This is a genomic window from Chryseosolibacter histidinae (genome assembly GCF_018598225.1).
Lineage (GTDB): Bacteria > Bacteroidota > Bacteroidia > Cytophagales > Cyclobacteriaceae > Chryseosolibacter > Chryseosolibacter histidini.
Genome location: NZ_JAHESF010000047.1, coordinates 22518 through 37877, shown reverse-complemented (window position 1 = coordinate 37877; position 15360 = coordinate 22518). Strand labels below are relative to the sequence as shown.

Annotated in this window: 12 protein-coding genes; 4 read left to right on the top strand and 8 right to left on the bottom strand. The window is 51.1% G+C overall.

From position 1 onward, the window contains the following. Positions 1-4: 4 nt before the first annotated feature. Positions 5-913 carry a WD40 repeat domain-containing protein gene (locus tag KK083_RS27940; RefSeq protein ID WP_254169439.1) on the bottom strand — a complete coding sequence of 303 codons (909 nt, stop codon included), beginning with the start codon at positions 911-913 and terminating at the stop codon, positions 5-7. A 15-nt stretch (positions 914-928) separates the two neighbouring features. Here KK083_RS27940 and KK083_RS27935 point away from each other — a divergent pair, with 15 nt between their 5' ends. After that, entirely contained in the window at positions 929-1543 is a 615-nt protein-coding gene (locus tag KK083_RS27935) for a 4'-phosphopantetheinyl transferase family protein (RefSeq protein WP_254169438.1), read from the top strand. A gap of 5 nt (positions 1544-1548) precedes the next feature. Continuing rightward, positions 1549-2115 carry a redoxin domain-containing protein gene (locus tag KK083_RS27930; protein WP_254169437.1) on the top strand — a complete coding sequence of 189 codons (567 nt, stop codon included), beginning with the start codon at positions 1549-1551 and terminating at the stop codon, positions 2113-2115. 153 nt (positions 2116-2268) lie between these two features. On the opposite strand, the gene KK083_RS27925 is transcribed toward KK083_RS27930, so the two are convergent. Continuing rightward, positions 2269-4140, bottom strand: coding sequence for a glycosyltransferase (locus tag KK083_RS27925; protein WP_254169436.1), 1872 nt, complete (start codon positions 4138-4140; stop codon positions 2269-2271). A gap of 125 nt (positions 4141-4265) precedes the next feature. Here KK083_RS27925 and clpB point away from each other — a divergent pair, with 125 nt between their 5' ends. Continuing rightward, positions 4266-6884, top strand: a complete 2619-nt coding sequence (clpB, locus tag KK083_RS27920; RefSeq protein WP_254169435.1) for an ATP-dependent chaperone ClpB — start codon at positions 4266-4268, stop codon at positions 6882-6884. A 337-nt stretch (positions 6885-7221) separates the two neighbouring features. On the opposite strand, the gene KK083_RS27915 is transcribed toward clpB, so the two are convergent. After that, complete coding sequence (locus KK083_RS27915) at positions 7222-7968, bottom strand: DUF72 domain-containing protein (protein WP_254169434.1); 747 nt, start codon at positions 7966-7968, stop codon at positions 7222-7224. Between the two features lie 60 nt (positions 7969-8028). On the opposite strand from KK083_RS27915, the gene KK083_RS27910 reads away from it, so the two are divergent. Further along, positions 8029-8658 (top strand): hypothetical protein, encoded by a 630-nt coding sequence (locus KK083_RS27910; RefSeq protein WP_254169433.1) that lies wholly within the window; start codon positions 8029-8031, stop codon positions 8656-8658. A gap of 9 nt (positions 8659-8667) precedes the next feature. On the opposite strand, the gene KK083_RS27905 is transcribed toward KK083_RS27910, so the two are convergent. The 5 genes from KK083_RS27905 to KK083_RS27885 are packed head-to-tail and all read right to left on the bottom strand — an operon-like array spanning position 8668 to position 15326. Continuing rightward, complete coding sequence (locus tag KK083_RS27905; RefSeq protein ID WP_254169432.1) at positions 8668-9927, bottom strand: YaiO family outer membrane beta-barrel protein; 1260 nt, start codon at positions 9925-9927, stop codon at positions 8668-8670. Continuing rightward, positions 9924-12371, bottom strand: a complete 2448-nt coding sequence (locus KK083_RS27900) for a sulfatase-like hydrolase/transferase (protein ID WP_254169431.1) — start codon at positions 12369-12371, stop codon at positions 9924-9926. Before KK083_RS27900 ends, KK083_RS27905 begins: the two co-directional genes overlap by 4 nt. A gap of 4 nt (positions 12372-12375) precedes the next feature. Then, the gene (locus KK083_RS27895) at positions 12376-13824 is read right to left on the bottom strand and encodes a glycosyltransferase family 2 protein (protein WP_254169430.1); all 1449 of its coding nucleotides are present in this window, start codon (positions 13822-13824) and stop codon (positions 12376-12378) included. After that, positions 13821-14948, bottom strand: coding sequence for a HEAT repeat domain-containing protein (locus KK083_RS27890; RefSeq protein ID WP_254169429.1), 1128 nt, complete (start codon positions 14946-14948; stop codon positions 13821-13823). The genes KK083_RS27895 and KK083_RS27890 overlap by 4 nt, the downstream gene beginning before the upstream one ends. Before the next feature lie 12 nt (positions 14949-14960). After that, positions 14961-15326 carry a response regulator transcription factor gene (locus KK083_RS27885; protein ID WP_254169428.1) on the bottom strand — a complete coding sequence of 122 codons (366 nt, stop codon included), beginning with the start codon at positions 15324-15326 and terminating at the stop codon, positions 14961-14963. Positions 15327-15360 lie beyond the last annotated feature (34 nt).

The window sequence follows — 15360 nt, the reverse complement described above, 5'->3', positions numbered from 1 at the left end:
AAGTTTAAAAAATGATTTGCCATAGAGAGATTGTCCGGTCATCGCTGGCGCTGATCAATTGATTGTTGTAACCTGTCCACAAAAGCTTGTTGACGGAAGTTCCGTGCCCTGCGTGCCGGGCTCTGTCGATGACCTTTAATAACTTCAACTCCTCCGCATCCCACACTTTAATGGACTTATCCATGCTACAAGTTACAAAATGTTTGCCATCAGGGCTAAAATCGAGGTGATTAATTGCATACATGTGGGCCACCACTTCCGCTGCCTGGTGATAGCTTCCCTGCACATCCCACACCTTGAGCCTGGCATCACGCGAACCACTCATCAGGTATTTCTGATCTGATGTATAACGCAGGGTGAATACCGAGTTGGTGTGTGCCTTCCACTCCCTTTTCAGGCTGAGCTTTGCATCGAATACCCTGATGAAATGATCGCTGTACCCCACCGCGATATCGCCCGTCGTATCATTCAGCGCAATGGTGCGCGCGCTTTTGTCGGTAGCCTGCACACGTTGTGTAACCATCATCCGCGTAAGGTCCACAGACGTCAGCGAACCATCGCCGGAGGCAACCATCACAGTCTCGCCGCGCGACTGTATATCAAAAATGGCAGCCTTCGATAACTGTAACGATGCGATCTCGTTTTTATTCTTCCAGTCGAGCACATGAATGCCGTCGTAATTGTGGCCCGCTACCAGCACTTCACTGCCCGGATGAAAATGAAGCGCATAGATCGAGTTCGGAAGCCGTGCGATCAGCTGTCCCTGCTCCGGCTGCTGCTGATCCCACAGAACCACCATACCATCTCCCGCCGCCGAAAAAAAGTGATGTGCCTGCGACGAAGGCTGCAGGGTGTAAACCGCATCGGTGTGGCCCGTGAGACTGTGCAGCCTTGCAACTTGTAGTTTTTGCATAACTTTCCGAAAGTTATGGATTTATACAATGGATCAAACGCAGCCTGGGCGATCTGGAAAATAAATGAAAGCGAGTCAACACTTGCCGCCCGCGTTGCCCCCCATGAACAAGTTCCCGGCCACATCACCAGCAATCTCAAACGGTTGGAGTTCCTCGCCGGAAGAGCGCTGATCAAAGCACTGCTGAACAACTGGGGAGAACCTTTTCTCGGGCTCACGAAAGATGAATTCGGAAAACCATATCCCGCAGGTCACAACTTCCAGATCTCGCTGAGCCACTCCTATCCTTACGTGGCCGCCGTCATCGATCGTCAAAGATCGGTAGGCATCGACCTCGAACAACCCAAAGAGAAGCTGTTCAAGGTCGCCCCTCGCGTGCTGGCCCCGGCCGAGCTCGCAGATGCAGGCGATGATATGGTGAAACACTGCATTTACTGGTCGGCCAAAGAAGCGCTGGTGAAGATCCATGGGAAAAAAGATCTTGTTTTCGCCAAAAACCTCATTATCAGCCCGTTTTCAAGGGAAAAGCAGGGGGAATTAATTGGCAGAATAATTGTCAATAACTATGAAACGGCAATACCTTTACAATACCGCGTGCATGATGATTTTGTGGTTGTGCTAAACAAATGATCGATATGAAAAAAGTATTTCTGCTGCTTGCCTGTCTGATTGGTTTCAATGCCTTCTCCCAACAAGTAAGCAATTTCAGCCTCGTGAATGTGTTGAACGATCAGCCTGTTTCACCGGAGAACTTTCCTTCATGCGCAGGCATGGTGATCATTTTCACCAGCAACGCCTGCCCTTACGATGAATATTACCGCAACCGCGTCGCCAAACTTTCACAAGCTTACCAGGATCGTGTTCCGGTGCTGCTGGTGAACGCGCATCCCGATCCGGAAGAATCAAAAGAGAACATGGCGAAGAAAGCAAAGCAGCTCAACCTCAGCATGCCCTACCTCGCCGACAAAGACCAGACCCTGGTGACTGCGCTCGATGTGCGTAAAAGTCCTGAAGCCTTTTTGCTAAAAAATAACAATGGCAAGTTCACGGTAGTATACCGCGGCGCCATAGACGACAATGCCCAGGTAGAAGCCGACGTCCGCCACAACTATCTGCGCGACGCCATAGACATCATGCTCACGAATCAGAAGATTGAAACGCCGGAAGTGCGGCCTGTTGGATGCAACCTGCGAAAGAAGTAAAGATTAGTTGCCAGTTGCCGGTTGCCAGCTGGCCGGTTGAGATGGTCACGGCTTTCACTGCTGTGTTTCAATTCACTTTCTGTTATTCAGAAAAATGATCTCATCACAACACATCACTGAACCGGCTATCCGGTAACTGGCAACCGGCAACCATCACCCCACCACCGGTTCCTGCATAGCAACCACCTGGTCTCCCGGAAACATGGCGATCGCTTTTTCATACACGGCATTGTAAGGCTGAATCAGGTTCTCCCAGTCGAATGCAGCCGAATAGTTCTCTACGTTGTTGCGTTGCATGATGCGCTCCTTGAGGCCCTGCTGCAGGAATTTGTGTAAAAAACCGGCAAGCTGTTTCGCGCTCCAGTCAACGCTTCTTTTGCCCCGCTCCACCACGTACATGCCGTTCTTTTCATGGTCAGGAAAATGATGAAGCAGGTAATCGCCGAAGCCTGAAAGATCGCTGGTAACAGAAGGTATTCCGCAGGCCATACATTCCAGCGGCGTATATCCCCAGGGTTCATAGTAGCTGGGAAAGATGCCCAGGTTACAGCCGCGTACAAATTCGATATAATCCATGCCGAACAGCGGGTTGGAAGACGTGATGAAATCAGGATGGTACACGATCTTCACCCGGTCTTCTTTTTCATTGCGCAGTTTTTTTTCCGCCAGGATATTGAGGATCTCGTCTTGTTGCTCATCCACAAGCCTGTGCGTTACCAGCAATGGCAGCTTGTTGGTTTGCCACGATTGTACTGTTCGCCGGTAGCGCAGCTTCCAGTACTCGTCAACAAAGTCGTTGAGGTTGGGCAGGTGGTGATCATCCCGCATGGTGCTTTCATGGAACAGGCGCTTGCCGATCTGCCGCTGAATGGCATCGCAGGTCTGGCGGATCTCGTCCAGCACCGCGCGCGAATGCAACACTTCGGGCTGAATGCTGTAGAAGTTCCGTTTGCTGACAAAGAACATTACCACGGTGAGGTCTGCCTGCTCTTTCTTCAGTTGTTCGTTAAGGTGCGCCAGTGCTTCCACCGTAAGGTCAAAACCTTTGTTCTTGAACTCAAAGCGGCCCGACGTAAAAAAGTACATGGTCTTGTCGAGGTCAAAGGCGTAAGCCGGAAAGAAGTGTCCCATCACAAACCGGTGGATCTGCTCTTTATATTTTGAGTGCAGGTTCTGAAATTCGTACAACGTTTCGAAACGTTCTATGTTCAGGCCGTTCGGCAACACCGCATCGGGTTTCCGCTTCAGCAGATGCTTGCATTCCCTGGCCGTAACCTCGCTCACGGTTGTAAAAAAATCCGATGATTGGGCACAAGCATATTCGATGGTGGCTTCCGCCTCGATCCCGAATTTCTTCGCTTCTTCTTCGCGGTTAAAAAAAGGAAGATGCGCATAGAACATCGGTGAGTTGATGGCCAGGTGCCTTCCGAGCTGTGTGGCGTGTGTGGTGAAGATCGTTTTTACCGGCAGGCCTTCGCGCTTGATATCCAGTATCGGCAAACCGGCCATCCACTCATGAAAATGTGCCAGCAGCTTGCCTTCGCTGCCGCCCAGCCTTACCAGCTCATCCACGAACAGCTTGGTAAGGAAACCGAACGCCACAGCCTGGTTCACCAGCGGGTTATCAGGTGGAATATGAATGCCATGGTTTTTCCACAGCAGGTACTTTACAACATTGATCGCCTTCTCATCAACGGAGCTGGGATTCAGCAGCACAACCCTTGGCTTACCGGTCACCAGCCATTCGGCATATTGCACGTGATATCCGCGTTTTTTTAAAGCAGCGGCAGCTTGCCCGAAAATATCCTGCACATCATCCATGGGCTCGAGCTCGGCAGCAATGTTATTGTGTAAATAAGGCCCCACAAGACAGTAACGTCCGGCACCCCAATACCGCATTGCTGCAGGCACCTTGGTTCTGATAACGGTATAAATGCCACCTACCTGGTTGCATACTTCCCAGGCGACCTCGAGCAGGCGTGCTTCCGGCAAAAATTCGGAGGTCGAAGCAGTTCTTTTTGACATGATCCAGGCCAAATTGGCCACTTTATGCTTACTAAAGCTATTATTTAAATGCCAAAGTTTCTGAAAAACGCCTGAGGAAATTTGATGGATTACATTTTGATCAGAGGGAACGGAGAATTGAAACTATGAACTTCGAAAAATTCACGATCAAATCGCAGGAGGCTCTCCAAAAGTCGGCTGAGATCGCCATGGGCAATCAGCAGCAGGCCATCGAGCCCGGACACTTGCTGAAGGCGATCCTTGAAACGGACGAGAACGTTACTACATACCTGATCAAAAAACTGAACGTCAATAAAACTGTGCTTGATACCAAGCTCGGTGAAATTTTACACGGGTATCCGCGCGTTTCAGGGCAGCAGCCCTACCTCTCCTCTGCCACCAATACGGTGCTGCAGCAGGCTGAAAAAGAATTACGCGAATTCAAGGACGAATATATCGCCGTGGAGCATCTGCTGTTGGCGTTGCTCAACACCAAAGATAAAGTATCCGCTATCATGAAAGATACAGGCTTTGAAAGGGCTGGTCTCATCAAAGCTATCAAAGAGCTGCGGGGCGGATCTTCCGTTACCGACCAGAATGCCGAAGCCAAGTACAAATCACTGGAGCGGTATTCGAAGAATCTGAACGATCTGGCCAAAAAAGGAAAGATCGATCCGGTGATCGGGCGCGACGAAGAGATCAGGCGCGTGCTGCAGATCCTTTCGCGTCGTACCAAAAATAATCCCATCCTGCTGGGTGAACCCGGTGTGGGTAAAACCGCCATCGTTGAAGGGTTGGCACAGCGCATCGTTGACGGCGACGTTCCCGAGAACCTGAAAGACAAGGTCCTCGTGTCGCTCGACATGGGTTTGCTGGTGGCAGGTGCGAAATATAAAGGAGAATTTGAAGAGCGTCTGAAAGCGGTGATCAAGGAAGTGACCGACTCGAACGGACAGATCATCCTCTTCATTGACGAGATCCATACGCTGATCGGCGCCGGTGGCGGTGGCGAAGGTGCCATGGATGCTGCCAACCTTCTGAAACCAGCCCTGGCCCGTGGTGAGCTTCACGCGATCGGAGCAACCACTTTGAAGGAGTATCAGAAATACATTGAGAAAGATAAAGCATTAGAGCGCAGGTTCCAGTCAGTGATGGTGGACGAGCCTTCCGTTGAAGACTCCATTTCCATCCTTCGCGGGATCAAGGAAAAATATGAGCTGCACCACGGTGTGAGGATCAAAGACAACGCCGTGATCTCCGCTGTAGAGCTGTCGAGCCGTTATATCTCTGACCGGTTTCTGCCAGACAAGGCCATCGACCTGATGGATGAAGCCGCGGCAAAGCTCAGGCTCGAGATGGACTCGCTGCCGGAAGAGCTGGACGAGCTCAACCGCAGGATCATGCAGCTGGAGATCGAACGTGAAGCCATCCGCCGGGAGAAGGACAAAGATCAGGAAGCTTATCTGAGCAAAGAGATCGCCGAGCTTTCAGAACAACGAAACTCGCTGAAGGCGAAATGGGAAAGCGAGAAGGAAGTGGTGCACGGCATCCAGCGCGAAAAAGAAAATATAGACAAGCTGAAGTTCGAAGCAGAACAGGCCGAAAAAGCGGGCGACTTTGGCAAGGTAGCGGAGATCCGTTATGGTAAGATCGTTGAAGCGGAGAAACGCCTCAATGAATTCAACACCAAGATGAAAGCCATGCAGGGCGAGCACTCGTTGCTGAAAGAAGAAGTGGACAGCGAAGACATCGCCGAAGTAGTAGCAAAATGGACAGGCATACCCGTATCCAGGATGTTGCAAAGCGAACGCGAAAAGTTGCTTCACCTTGAAGATGAGCTTAGCCGCCGCGTTGCAGGACAGGAAGAAGCGATCCGTTTGCTCAGCGATGCGGTGAGACGAAGCCGCGCCGGTCTTCAGGACCCGAAACGTCCCATCGGTTCTTTTATATTCATGGGAACCACCGGCGTGGGTAAGACAGAGTTGTCGAAGGCGTTGGCCGAATACCTGTTCAACGACGAGAATGCCATGGTACGCATCGACATGAGCGAATACCAGGAGCGTCACAGCGTGAGCCGGCTTATCGGTGCACCGCCCGGTTATGTGGGATATGACGAAGGCGGTCAACTGACGGAAGCTGTGCGCAGGAAACCATACTCAGTTGTGTTGCTGGATGAGATCGAAAAAGCACACCCGGATGTGTTCAACATTCTGCTGCAGGTACTTGACGACGGGCGATTGACCGACAACAAAGGACGTGTCGCCAACTTCAAGAATACCATTGTGATCATGACCACCAACATCGGCTCGTCCATTATCCAGGAAAACTTTGAAAAGATCACTGACGCGAATTACTTCGATGTGCTGGATGAGACGAAAGAAGAAGTGACTGCTCTGCTGCGGAAAACGGTGAGGCCCGAGTTTGTGAACCGGATCGATGAGATCATCATGTTCCGTCCACTGAGCCGCAAAGACACGCGGAAGATCGTAGACATACAGGTAGACCTGATCCGGAAGCGGCTGGAAGAAGCCGGTGTGAAGCTGGAGCTTTCAGACAGTGCCAAAGAACGGCTCGCGGTGCTGGGATACGATCCACAGTTTGGCGCACGGCCGCTGAAGCGGGTGTTGCAGCGCGAGATCCTCAACGAGCTGTCGAAGCAGATCCTTGCTGGTAAAGTGCATAAGGATTCCGTGATCTTTGTCGACGTGCGGAATGAAAACGAGTTCATCTTCGAGAATGTGAACGATCTGGAAGTGCTGACTTAAATCCGGATTCCTTTTCAGGGATCTGTATATATAGATGATAAGAGGACATGATGAATGTCCTCTTCTTTTATGAGGAATTGTGCAATAACTGTTTCGCTTTTTTCTTGCGGCAGCCATAAGTGAAACGGCGTTAGTACATCACCATTGATTAGTCTGGAATTAATACCATTAAAAGTTATTTTTTCCAGAACCTTCCAGGTTGGCATTGTGTTATATACCTAGGTTTAAGGATTGGTGATTCCCCCGATCCCTCGGGGGATGTGTTGGTTTGAGGGGTTTGGTTTGAACGTTCCGGGCAGTGTCCGGAACGTTCCTTTTTTTTATGGGGTATCGATCGTTAATGAACCAGTTCGCTGATCTCCTGAAACTCGCGGGCATTCACAATGGCCGCGCCTTCGGCAGTGTTGTTAAAATAGATGTACGCCTGGGTTACACCTTCCATCTGCTGAACCTCCTGAGCTACCTGCTCCAGTTTTTGAAGCTCATATCGTGAAGTATACAAATGAGGCACACCGTGAAACCGGTAGTAGACCGTATCGGTGGTCTTCACCACGCCGTCTGATAATGTTGGGTGGCTCATGGCTGCGAAGGTGATGCCATGACTACTCAATGCATCGTAGACTTTTTGTTGCCACCACGAGACATCGCGAAATTCCACCACATTATTGAAAGCAGGATCGAGCAGCTTCACGATTCTGTCGAGGTTGTCGTCATCAAACTTGAAAGAAGCCGGGAACTGAAAAAGGATAGGGCCGAGCTTATCATGAAGACCTTGCCGTACCACCTCGTAAAAATCCAGCAGGTAACGTTGCGCCTCACGCATGCGCTTGAAATGGGTGATCACCCTCGGCGCCTTCACTGAAAAACGAAAATGCTCCGGGCTGCGGTTATACCAGTTTTTTAGAAATTCAACTCTTGGAAACCGGTAAAAGGTCATATTGAGCTCAACCGTATTGAAATGCTGGCCATAGAAATCGAACCACTTGCTTTTAGCGAGATCCTGCGGATAAAATTGTCCTTTCCACTCCGCGTAATGATATCCTGAACACCCTATTCTCCACTGCACCATAACTATAGCAGCCACAACATCTATTCCTAAACGCCAAAATCAGGCACGAAGTTTTGGATTTTTTTCCAAAAGAATATGATGAGCCATATAACAGCAGCAGATGAAGCAATAATCCCATATCAAAAAGAAGGGGTTAAAAAGGATATCGACCACACAGTGGTTGCTATAGATGAGAACGACGCACGCAAGCTCTTCATGATTGCGCGCAACCGGCTGGTAAATATCAATCACTGGCACGAATACGCTAAACCGGTTACAGCTGTCTTCAGGCTGACAGACGGTTTTGGAAATGAGGTTGACCGTACGGTAGAAACCGGTGATCATCTCAGGATCGATCTTCCCGGTCCCGGAAATGCCGAAGGAGGCGGATACGATTGGGTAAGGGTGGAAGCGATAGAAGACAGGAGCGCTCCGGATGGACCGGCTGAATACGTCGCCTTCCGCGTACGACCAACTTCCGATCCCAAAAAACAAGGGGAAAACGTTGCGCATTTCCTGAACGATCACTCCACAAGTACTTTTGTGTTAATGCGCGATGGAAGGGAAGTTACAGCCGCTGTCTTCAGCAGAAACGAAGTTGCCAATACTGAAACCACGGCCATTACAGACAAGGTCAGGAACACCGTGGTGGCTGCTACGGCCGTATTGGGCTTTTCAAACATTCAGTGGAAGAACCTGGTGAAAGGAATTCTTGACAACCTGTGATCAACGGGTTTAGAATTTTTTCTTCACACCGGCGCTGAGGCTGGTGATGACTACATAATTTCCGGCATCGAAGATCAGCTCCTGCCGCACAACATCAACAGAAGCGTTGACGAGCAGGTCATCTTTGACCAGTTTCTGGAAGGTGACACCGCTGCGCTGTGAGTGAAGCAGGTAGATCTCATCACCCGTGAGCCCACTGCTGCTTTGGATGCGCCGCAGGTCCGGAGAGAAACCCAGCCCCGCGCTGAGGCCCACATACGTTTCGGCATCGCGAAGATACCTCCGCACCGTGAGTGATCCCGACGCGGAAGTTCCGGTTTCTTCATCGGGTGTGATATAAGGACGAAGGGAGAACCAGTATTCTTTCACATACCATCCGATGGCACCGGTAAAAATGGTCACCTTGCTGTTGGTGCCAAAATACAGGTGACGGAGTCCGGCGGAGGCTTCAAAATTTGCCGGCAGCCGCGTGAACAATTCCGCGCCGATGCGGTGTGTGGGAAAAAGGTCTGTGCTGGAGTACCCATAGTTCAGGTAAGCATACACGCCGTTGGCAATGCGGGGATAAAGATCGATCTCAGGTTGCACACCATGGGATTGAAAACGATACGCATAGTTCACACGCGCGATGGCCGAGCCCCAGCTGTTGATCCTGGAAAGCTGCGCCGAAGCATAGTGCGCCGGGTCAAAGGTGCGATTGAAAAGATCAACGCCGTAAGAAACGCCCGCCGCATACTTCATTCGGCTGGTGTTGATGCCTTTTAATAAAGTATTTCCTTTTTCATGCGCGGGGTTGATGAGAAGAAGTTTGTTCAACGTCAGCAACGCTTCCTCCTGGCGTTTGAGAAAGTTCAGGATGCTGGCCCGTTTGTACAACAGGTCTTCATCGTTGGGATAGGCCCGAAGACCCCGGTCAGCCACCATCAGTGCCTGCGCATATCGCTCGTCCCACATCTCCACGTCGGTGAGCGCATTGAATGCATCGAGGTTATCAGGCGATTTCGTCAGCACAGCCTCAAATTCCTTCCGGGCAGATTCGCGCTGGCCATCCCAGGCATAGGTGCGGCCCAGCAGGATCCTTACATCGTGATAGTCGGGACTCTTCTGAAGAATGTGCTGCAACATGGTACGGGCCTCTTCACGTTTCCCGTTGAATGCCTTCTCCCTTGCCAGCAGAAACAGGTCATCCGCGCCAAGCGTGGTCCAGTCCTGTGCAAAACAACCTGTGCTTGACAGCAACGCGATTAAAACAATATGCAGTTTTCTCATGGGGCCAGTTTTTTGATCAGGTCCAGGGCCACTTCGTTTTGCGGCCACTTTTGCAACACAGCTTCGGTGATTTTTTTTGCTTCTTCTTTCCTGCCCGTCATCCACAATCCTCTCGCCCTCCTGGCCATCAGCTCCGGATCTTCGGGATTTGATAACAATCCTTTTTCGGCGAGCGTGAGTGACTGTCCGTGGTTGCCTTTCCAGTATTCGATGTCAGCCAGGGCGTTGTAGGCGTCGCCATACGCAGGCGCGCGCTCAATCACCTGCGCCAGGAAAAAATGTGCAGTATCATAACGATTGTCCCAGGCGAAAGTACGGGCCAGCAGGATCCGCGCATCGTGATAATTGGGGCTTTCGTTCAGCAGTACCCTGAGCACAATCCTGCTGTCGTCGCGTTTCTTTTCAAAGGCAAGCGCACGTGCTTTTGCAAACAGCTCGTCCGGCTTGAGGTCCTTCAGCCCGTGACCGCGGATAAATTTCTCTTCGTGTTCGGTAAAAGTAAACAGTTGCAGTTTATGCCCGGAGGCCACAGTGTCTACACGGTTATGTTCCACGGCATACACAGACCTGTTTTTGAACAACTGTAATTTTTCCTGAAGCGTATGCTGCAAGGCGTCATTGCGCACCGGTTCCAGCCCCAGGTCGGGTGTGATCTGAAACAACCTTCCTTCCGATAAAAAGTGCAGTCCATCGACGTAATCATTTATCTCACCTTTGTTGCGGATGAGCGCAAGATCGAGTGTTGCGGAAAGTTCGCGCTTCACGTCAAGCGTTTTAGAGATGAAGGGCATCTTTTCCGGGAACTTCATTCCATACTCACTGCGAAGAAGGCCCAGCAGCGCAGGCATAATATCTGAATGAACGGCCATCGATCCGAAAGTTTCCGGCTGGCGAAGCAAAGGTGAATAAATAATGATCGGTACATGAAAACGCGACAGCCGTGTATCCTGCGGCACTGGTATCAGTCGGTGATCGCCCGTAATGATGAATATAGTCTTCTTAAATTCAGGACGGCGTTTGTATCGTTCAAAAAATTCCCGGATGGCATCGTCAGTATACAACAGGCAGGAAAACACGTCTTTGTATTCCGCATAACGACTCCTGGTTTCCTCATCCCAACCAGACTCCTGCAACCGCTTGTCAGCCATGGCTGCGAAACGTGCTTCCGGTGCACGGAACGGCTCATGGGTAGACAGCGTCAGGTAAATATCCAGGCGCGGCGAACGGCTCATCGTGTCCAGCACCTCCAGCGAGCGCCGGAACACATCCCGGTCAGCGAATCCCCAGGTAAATCCGTCGCTATCTGCCGTGGCTCTTTTGTAGGTAGCCGGGAAGTTGCTTTCATTGAGCATGTAGTCGATACCCTGGTACTGGAGGAAAAGATCCTGGTTGTCAAAGTTGGGGTTTCCTCCATAGAAAAAGTGCGTGGCGTAACCTTGCGCCTTCAGCAGACTGATGAGCGTCTGGTGGTCGGGCATGTCGGCACCGTAGCTCATGAAGCCGTTCCTTCCGTAAGGGAGGCTTCCTAAAATACTGGGCAACGCGCCGAAAGTACGCCCCGCATTGCTGAGTCCGTTTTTCCAGTACAGACTTTTACCGGCCAGCGAATCAAGGAAAGGTGTAAAGCCTCCGTAGCGCGCACCAGGCCCGGTGAAATCCCTGCCAAGTCCTTCTATGATCAGAAATACAAGATCGGGTCGCTCTTCAGACCGATCGAGGAAAGGGCCCAGCACATTGTTATAGTCTGCCTTCTTTAAAAAAGGATAGGTACCCGGAACAAATGCTTTTGTCCCTTCCGTGTCGAGCGCAGAGCCTTCGCGCCAATAAGACACGCTGCGCCCGAAAAAGTACTGAGATTTGTTCAGCACCAGGTTGTAATCGATCTCTTTTTCAAATTGCTCATGCGCGGGTCGCAGCGGAAGGAACGCAGTCACGGCGATCAACACCAGCATGATCACGGCACCACGCAACGACAGGTTTGCCGTGATGCGCGACTTTTGAAGCAAAAGGCCTCCGCCGATGAAAAGTCCAACATACAACACAAGGGATACAACGGTAAGGATACTGACTCCCGATGCGCCAACAGTGATGCCGATGTCCTGGAACGAGTAACCGAAGAAGTCGGCGCTCAGAGGTACACCGGTCACGGAAAAATACTGGATGAGGGCAAATGCGATGATCAGCAATAATGTATACAGCACCACACCCATGAGCTTTGCCACGCCGGTGTGCAGCAGCGCAAGTACCATACAAAATGCCACCACGAAAAGAATGAGGCTGAAGGCGAAGGGCCAGTCGTACAGAAAACCCAACGCTTCGTACTGCGCTGAAAAAACGGCGCCTCCCGCTAAATACTCATAAACCCGTAGCAGCGTAAACACTACCGCAAACAGCAGTGATAACGGCACGAGAAACAGAATGACATTGCGTAATCTTTCTTTCATGGTCTTAGCCTGCTGCAGTTTTTTCTTTTTTCTTGCTTTGAACAAATCCCTGCCGCGTCATTTCTCCCCACGACTTCTTGCCTTTGATGAGGTCATAGTTACCCTTTATCGACCACCAGACCACCCGTGGGTGAAACCAGAACGGCTCGATGAGCGCGGTAAGCATCATTTTGCCCACTTCACGTTTAGCGGTGTATTTGAAAAACGACATCTCTTCCGCCAGCAGGGAGCACATGGAAATAAAAATGGCAAAGCTGTATACGGCCAGCAACAGTACCAGGAAGAAGATCCAGTTCACTTTTCCCAGGATCACCAGTATGAGAAAAAATGCCAGGCCGAAGAACTCTACAAACGGCGCAAGCCATTCGAAAAAGAACCAGAAGGGATAGCTGAGCATGCCGATCACGCCATAATTCGGGTTGAAAAAAATGCGGCGGTGGATCTTGAGGGTCTCGAAAGTACCGCGTGCCCAGCGGTTGCGTTGTCTCCCAAGAATGGTATAATTGGCCGGCGCCTCTGTCCAGCACAGTGGATCGGGGATATAGGAGACCTTGTATTTCCGCTTCTGCTCGTGCATATACGCGCGCATCCGCACCACAAGCTCCATGTCTTCACCTACGGTCTTATGGTTATAACCTCCTGCTTTGATGGCGATGTCTCTTTTGAAAAGGCCGAAGGCGCCCGAGATCAGCAGCAGTCCATCCAGCTTGGCCCACGCCATCCGGCCCAGCAGAAAAGCGCGCATGTATTCCAGCACCTGGAACCGGGCCACCATATTTTGCGGCAGACGTACCTCGATCAGCCTTCCCTCTTCCACCACACACGAGTTGGCTATGCGCACCACCCCACCCGAAGCGATCACCTCCACGGGCTCTTCCAGGAACGGCTTCACCATCTTTAGCAGCGCGTCCGGCTCGATGATGCAATCCACATCGATGCAGGCCACGAGGTCTTTCGCCGAAATGTTGAGTCCCACGTTCAATGCATCGGCCTTGCCTCCGTTTTCCTTGTCTACCACCATCAATTTTTTAAAGGCCAGGTTCCGCGATTTATAGATGCCGCGCACAGGCTTGGTGTGAAGCTGGTTCTGAAGGTCATACGGCACCTTCACCAGGTCAAAGGCGGCGATCATCTTCGGCAGCGTGTCGTCTTTGCTGCCATCGTTGACGATGATCACTTCGTAATTGTTGTACATGATGGAGAGCAGCGACTTGACGTTGTCGATGATGGTGAGACCTTCGTTGTAGGCAGGCGCGATCAACGAAATACCGGGTGCAAAAGGTGACGAGAGGATGAACCGGTAATCCACAAAATAATTCTTGTGCATGTATGTTCGCATCTCCCACATGGAGATAAAAGCGAGGCACAGGTAACAGAACGCGATGGAGACCGCATAGATCAGCACCAGCGTGTTGACAATAAAAAGAATGATATCGCCTATGACGCCGATCATTTCAGTAATGGTTCAGACAGGTGTTGCAATATGCCTTGGAGGTTGTTGTCGTTCTGTTCATTAAAGTTCCGTAAAGCTATTTCTCCCTTGTCACCCAGCTGCCGCAGGGCGCAGGCGGCTTCAAAGCGTACGCTATAGGCAGGGTGAGACAGGAACTTGCTCAGCAGACCGATGTCTTCATCCATGTCGCCGATAGCACCCAGGCATTTGACGGCGCGTTCTGCAAGTCTTTCGAAGGGCCAGACGTGTGTGGCCAGGCTCACGATGTCTTTCCTGTACTGGTAAGCTTCCAGCGAGCCCAGCGTTGACACGGCAAGCCCCACGATGTTCGGGTTATCGCTGTAAAGCTGATCGACAAGGGCCGGAAGCGCAGCGGTCTGCCTGAACTGGCGCGCCATGCTGATGCTGAACAACCTTACGCTCACGTTGGGGTGATTGAACCATCGGCTGAAATCCGGAAGTTTACGCACTTCGATCTTCGAGAGATAGTTATAGATGTTGATGCCCATCCATTCGGAGATCTCCAGGTCATAATGATCGAGGAATGTAAGCGGTTGTGGTTCGAGGCGTACGAGGGCCATGAAGCTCTCCTGCCGCAGAATAGCATTGGCCGAAGTGAGGAAACGTACGATCTGGGGGATGCTTTGCTGATGATGGAACTCTGCCAGCTCACGGATGGCCTGTGCTTTCTTTTTCCATTGGTAGCTCCTGAGCTTACGCCGGCTGTCACGGTCGAGGTCAAGCGCGTAGTAAGTAGACGTAAGCACCTCTGCAGAGCTGCCATAAAGATTTTTCTTCACCTCGAGGATCTGCGTGATCAGTATCTGCCGGGCAGAAGCAGATGACCCTGCTATGAGCCGCAGCTCGGCCATGCGGTATTCGAAGGCCGATACGGGGGTTGATCTTTCCGAGAAGGTCTCATTCACCACAATGGCGTTGAGGATCTTCTGGAATTGCTCACGCAACCGTCGTGTGCGTGCAGCCCCGCGCGATTTTATGATGCGGCTCAGGAAAAGGATCAGCACGGCGCCGAAGCTTGCTACCAGCAAAAGACCGGAGCCATAAATGATAACGCGCTCTGCCTGGGTTAAATGATAAGAGTTAAGCACGTTTTCCAACCACATAACGGGTCTTCTTCATTTTTTTAGGATCCTTTTCACCCGCACTGCCAGCTCTGCGGGACTGAAAGGTTTGGTGATAAAATCGTTGGCGCCTATTTCAAAAGCTTGTAAAACCGTGTTTTCCAACCCTTCCGCTGACAGCACAATAATGGGGGTATTTTTCCCCAGATCGTTCCTGATAAAGGTGGTAATTTCGAGGCCTGAATGAAAGGGCATATGGATATCGGTGATCACCAGGTCAAAATCCGACTCCTGCAACAGGGCTTTGGCTTCCCTTCCGTCCGCAGCTTTGATCACCTCGCCAAGGTTTTCACGCGATAGTTTGAAACGCACCATGCTGACCAGTGCTTCATCATCATCGCATACAAGTATTTTTGCCATTAATTTTCGATTAGGATATCGACGTTAAAGAACT